Genomic DNA, 5,018 nt, shown 5'->3' with positions numbered 1-5,018 from the left:
GGCACGTCCGCCGCCGGCGACAAGCCGGCCGGCGCCTCCCGCAACCGCCGCCGTCGCCGCCGCCCCTCCGGCTCCGGTTCGGGCGCGAGCGGCGCTCCCGCCGCCGACTGAGCCGATGAACGAGGCGCTCATCGCCGAGATCGAGAGCTCTCGTTGAGCAAGAACCCCACCGAGGTGGGGATGTGGTCGGCCCCCGGCTCGCTCCGACAGTGAGAACCCCACCTCGGCGGGGTTCTCACTGTCAGCCCCAGTACGTCGTCACGTCCGCGTAGCCGCGGATGGCGCTGTCGGCGGTGAGGAGCGTCAGGCCGTCGACCTGCGCCTGGGCGACGACCATGCGGTCGAAGGGGTCGCGGTGCTCCCACGCGAGCGACCCGGCGCGGGTCATGTGCGCGACGGAGAGCGGAAGCTCCTGGGCACGGACCTGACGCAGGAGCCGGTCCCACCCGTCGAGGACCGTCTGCCCACCCGGGAGTCGGCCGCGCGCCGTCTTGTAGGCGATCTCGTAGGCGCTGGCCGCCGAGACCCATCGCGCCGAGGCGTCCCGCCATCGCTCGATCACGCCCGCAGGGACCTCGACCGACCCGTTCGCCAGCCAGAGCAGGGCGTGGGTGTCAAGGACGAGGCTCAACCGGAGCGTCCTCCCACTCGGCCAGTTCCTCCTCCGTCAGCGGGTGGAGGAAGTCGTCGGACACGACCACGTCGGGAAACCCGCCGAAGACGAAGTCCGGCGGCGTGACCGGCGTCAGCTCCGCGATCGCCTTGCCGTGCCGGGCGATCACCACGTGCTCGCCGCTCTCGACCCGCCGCAGCAGATCGGAGAGACGGGTCTTCGCCTCCTGCACGTTGACCGTGATCGTCATGTCCCGAGGCTACTCCTGGTCTGGTCAACCTGACCAGACCAGGCTCAGTGGCAGCAGGGGCAGGTGGCGTCGCACCCCTCGCCGCGGGCGGCGGAGGCGCAGCAGGCTCCGTGGCGCCCCTCGGAGGGGGCGACGTCGAGGGCCGGGTTGCGGTCGAAGAAGCCGACGGGCTTGAGCCAGAACGACACGACGTCGACCGGCATGACCGGCCAGTCCTCGGGGCGGGGGACGTGGTGGATGCCGAAGGTGTACCAGAGCACCACGTCGGTGTTCTCGATGCTGCGGTCGGCGGCGGTCCAGACGGGCAGGCCGGTGTCCTCGGTCGACTGGGTGACGAACTCTCCGCACGGCCAGCGCTCGTCGGGGGCGTAGGGCGTCACCCACAGCGGGTGCTCGAGCACCCGGGCGCGTGCCAGCACCGGCGACTCGGGCGCCAGCATCGACGGGATCGCCGCGCCCGGCACGAGCTTGTACGACGGTGCCCCGCCGAGACCGTTCGTCTTGTTGGGGTTGGTCACCTTCCATGCCCGCTGGGTCTCCCAGGAGAAGTCCTGCTTGCCGGCGGTCTCGGTGGTGAGCGGCGTGGAGGTCGCCTTCAGGGCGAGGCCGTGCGGGTTCTCCTCACCGACCGGCGGGACGACCGTCTCGGTCATCACCACGGTGTTGCCGGACCCGTCCTCGGCGTCCACCGCGAGGTCGAGCCGGGCGACGATGAAGTGCTGGTGGATCGGCGCGTAGGTCTGCCGGTCCACGACCGGCCCGGGCGCGGCGCCCGCCGCCGCGTCGTACGGCGTGGTGACCATGATCCCCGTGGCGCGGACCTCGCACTCGATGTTGCCGTCCTCGTAGAACCGCCAGTAGGTGAGGTACTCGTAGTTGGCCACGGTGACGTGGAAGGAGACGACGAAGCGGCGTGAGCGGCGGACCTCGGCGCCGGCCCGGTAGTCGACGTGCTTCCACAGCACGCCCGCGTCCTCCTCGTGCAGGCAGATCGCGTTGCGGATCTCCCTGGGCTCCCCGCGCGAGTCGGCGAGCACGGCGTCGAGGTAGGCGATCTCCCCGAGGCAGTCGCAGCCCAGCTCCAGCGAGGTCGTCATGTTGCCCAGACCCCACTCGCCGATGTCGTACGCCGTCCGGCGGAAGTGCTGGGAGCCGGCATCGCGGTAGGGCACGACCATCTCGGCGAACGAGAGCCGATCGGCCACCGAGCGGCCGTCGTAGGCGACCTGGTGGAGCGTCATGCCCTCGCGGTAGTTGAACCCGACCCGCATCGACCACTTCTGCCAGGTGAGCAGCCGGCCGTCGACGGTGAAGCCGGCGCCGTCGGGCTGGACGATGTCGAGCGGCGCCCGGTCGGCGCGGAGCGCGAACCCCGGCACGAGATCCTCGACCAGCTCGGGGAGGTACTCCCCCATCACCGGCGCGAGCTCGGTGGGCTGCGGGTGAATCTCGATCTCGAGCAGCTCCCCGGCGTTGAGGTCGACGATGGGCGTGATCCCGGGGATCGGGTGGGCGTAGGGGTTGCCGTTCTCCGATCCGCGGAGCCAGAGGTCGACCCAGCCGACCCGCCGGCCGGCGTACTTCTCCGGAATGAGGTGGCCGCCGAACGCCCACATGTCGAAGAGCACCTGGTCGTCGCCGTCGATGCCCCGCTCGGCCAGCGCGGCGAGGAGGTCGGGGTGGCCGCGGAGGATCTCGTCGGTGACCGCCCAGTCGGTGTCGGTCATGTTGGGCTGGACGCCGTCGAGCCGCTCCCAGCCCGTCAGCGCGTCCGCGCCGAGGTCGAGCTGAGCGCGGTAGGCCGTGCCGGCGGGGCGCTCCCACAGCACCGCGTGCGCGCGCCGCGCCGAGACGGCCGAGGGGTAGCGGAGCTCGGCGCGCGTCGGCTCGACGAGCTCGAGGAAGGCCATTGCCCAGCCGGGGCCGAAGCCCTTCTCCCGGCGCAGGAGCGCGGTGGCGCGGCGGACCTCGTCGGCCGAGAGCGGGTCGAGCGGGTGGCTCGCCATCCGCTAGCGCCTCTTCGACGCGCGGGCCGGCTTCGTGGCCGCGGCCGCCTTGGCGAGGAGGTTGGCGGCGACCTTGCGGTAGGCCTGCGCGCCCTTGCTGGTCCGGCTCGTGGCCAGGATCGAGCGCCCGGCGGCCGGGGCCTCGGCGAACTTGATCGTCTTGGGGATCGGCGGCTCGACGACGTCGAGGTCGTAGGTCTCGCTGATCGTGTCGAGCACGGTGCGGGAGTGGTTGGTGCGGCCGTCGAAGAGCGTCGGGAGCACGCCCCACACCTCGAGGCGGCGGTTGGTGAAGCGGCGCACGTCGTGGACGGTGTCGAGGAGCTGGCCCACGCCGCGGTGCGACAGGGTCTCGCACTGCAGCGGGATGAGCACGCCGTCGGCGGCGGTGAGGGCGGCGACGGTGAGCACGCCCAGCGACGGCGGGCAGTCGAGGAGGATCCAGTCGTAGGCCTCCTCCCCCTCGGACAGATCCTCGAGCGAGCCCTTGATCACGTGCTCGCGGCCGGTGCGGGTCAGGAGGTCCGCCTCCGCGCGGGCGAGCTCGATGGTGGCGGGCAGCAGGTCGACGCCGTCCTCGGTCTCGAGGATCACCTCGGCCGGGTCGACGCCCTTGGTGAGCACCTGGTGGACGCTGACCTCGACGTCCTCGGGGTCGATGCCGAGGCTGAAGGTCAGGCAGGCCTGCGGATCGAGATCGACCAGCAGCACCCGCTGGCCGAGCTCGGCCAGCGCCGCTCCGAGCGAGGCGACGGACGTGGTCTTGGCGACCCCGCCCTTCTGGTTGGCGACGGCGAGTGTGATGGTCATGGTGGGCTCCATCATGCCGCAGCACCCGAGCGTGGCGCGGCGCTACTCTCCACACCATGCCCACCGCACTCATCACCGGCGCGACGGCCGGGATCGGCCTCGCCTTCGCCCAGCAGCTCGCCGTCCGCGGCCACGACCTTGTCCTGGTGGCCCGGGACGAGGCGAGGCTGGCCACCACCGCGGACGAGCTGGCGACGGCGTACGGCGTCGGCGTCGAGGTGCTCGCGGCCGATCTCACCGACCGGGAGCAGCTGAAGCGGGTCGAGGAGCGGGTCGCAGGCGGTGCCCGTCTCGACCTGCTGGTCAACAACGCCGGCTTCGGGCTCAAGAAGCGGTTCGCGGAGAACACCGCCGACGAGGAGACCGCGATGCTCGAGGTGCTGGTCACCGCCGTGCTGCGGCTGAGCCACGCGGCGCTGTCGGCGAGGACCGACGTCATCAACGTGTCGTCGGTCGCGGGCTTCCTGCCGCGCGGCACCTACGGCGCGGCGAAGGCGTGGGTGAACTCGTTCAGCGAGTGGGCGCACGCCGAGTACGCGCCGCAGGGCGTGCGGGTCATGGCGCTCTGCCCGGGCTTCACCGCCACCGAGTTCCACGAGCGGATGGGCGTGGACCCGGAGACCTCCGCGCCACGGTTCATGTGGCTCGACGTCGACGACCTCGTCGCCACGGCGCTCGCCGACTTCGAGAAGGGCCGGGCCATCTCGATCCCGAGCGTTCGCTACAAGGCGATCGCCAGCGCCGGGCGCCACGTCCCGCACCGCCTGCTCCAGCGCTTCCAGTCGCTGGGTCGCAAGTAGCGGATGCCGGCCACGCACTGGTCGGACGCCGTCGACGGCTACTGCGAGCGCACCGACGCGACCTTCTGGGCCGAGCCGCTCAACGCCGTCTCGAACCTCTCCTTCGTCGTCGCCGCGGTGCTGGCGTGGCGGCTCGCCCGGGCGGCCGGCGACCGGGCCGGCCAGGCCCTGGCCGTGGGAGCGGCGGCGATCGGCGCCGGCTCCTTCCTCTTCCACACCGTCGCGACGCGGTGGGCGCTGCAGGCCGACGTGTGGCCGATCCGAGTGTTCGTGCTGCTCTTCATCGTCCTCGCGACGCCGCGGCTCTTCGCCGTGCCGCGCTGGGCGGGACCGGTGGCGGCCGGGGGCTTCGTCGTCGTCTCGGTCGCCGTGACCCGTCTCCTCGGGTACGCCGTCGGCCCGACGAACGGCTCGGCGGGCTATGCCGCCGTGCCGCTGGCGATGCTGCTCGCCACCGGCCTGCTGGCCCGGCACTCGCCGGCGCTGGCCCGCGGGCTGGGGGCCGGCTCGCTGGTCTTCTGCCTCTCGCTGCTCTTCCG

General features: G+C 72.3%; 6 protein-coding genes. 2 read left to right on the top strand and 4 right to left on the bottom strand.

All coding sequences use genetic code 11. The annotated features are described in order from the left end of the window. Positions 1-241: 241 nt before the first annotated feature. The 4 genes from QM572_RS15210 to QM572_RS15195 are packed head-to-tail and all read right to left on the bottom strand — an operon-like array spanning position 242 to position 3,679. Positions 242-631, bottom strand: a complete 390-nt coding sequence (locus tag QM572_RS15210) for a type II toxin-antitoxin system VapC family toxin (RefSeq protein WP_415094579.1) — start codon at positions 629-631, stop codon at positions 242-244. After that, positions 615-863 (bottom strand): type II toxin-antitoxin system Phd/YefM family antitoxin, encoded by a 249-nt coding sequence (locus QM572_RS15205; RefSeq protein WP_415094577.1) that lies wholly within the window; start codon positions 861-863, stop codon positions 615-617. Before QM572_RS15205 ends, QM572_RS15210 begins: the two co-directional genes overlap by 17 nt. Before the next feature lie 44 nt (positions 864-907). Further along, positions 908-2,869, bottom strand: coding sequence for a primary-amine oxidase (locus QM572_RS15200; protein WP_415094575.1), 1,962 nt, complete (start codon positions 2,867-2,869; stop codon positions 908-910). A gap of 3 nt (positions 2,870-2,872) precedes the next feature. Further along, positions 2,873-3,679, bottom strand: a complete 807-nt coding sequence (locus QM572_RS15195) for a ParA family protein (protein WP_415094573.1) — start codon at positions 3,677-3,679, stop codon at positions 2,873-2,875. A gap of 56 nt (positions 3,680-3,735) precedes the next feature. On the opposite strand from QM572_RS15195, the gene QM572_RS15190 reads away from it, so the two are divergent. Beyond that, positions 3,736-4,479 (top strand): SDR family NAD(P)-dependent oxidoreductase, encoded by a 744-nt coding sequence (locus tag QM572_RS15190; RefSeq protein ID WP_415094571.1) that lies wholly within the window; start codon positions 3,736-3,738, stop codon positions 4,477-4,479. A gap of 3 nt (positions 4,480-4,482) precedes the next feature. Then, positions 4,483-5,018, top strand: a 536-nt coding sequence (locus QM572_RS15185; RefSeq protein ID WP_415094569.1) for a hypothetical protein, incomplete at its 3' end; no start/stop codon positions are given.

It is taken from the genome of Nocardioides sp., assembly GCF_047607365.1.
In the GTDB taxonomy this organism is placed as follows: Bacteria; Actinomycetota; Actinomycetes; order Propionibacteriales; family Nocardioidaceae; genus Nocardioides.
The sequence above is the reverse complement of the archived record's forward strand: the minus strand, read 5'-3'. Positions and strand labels throughout refer to the sequence as shown.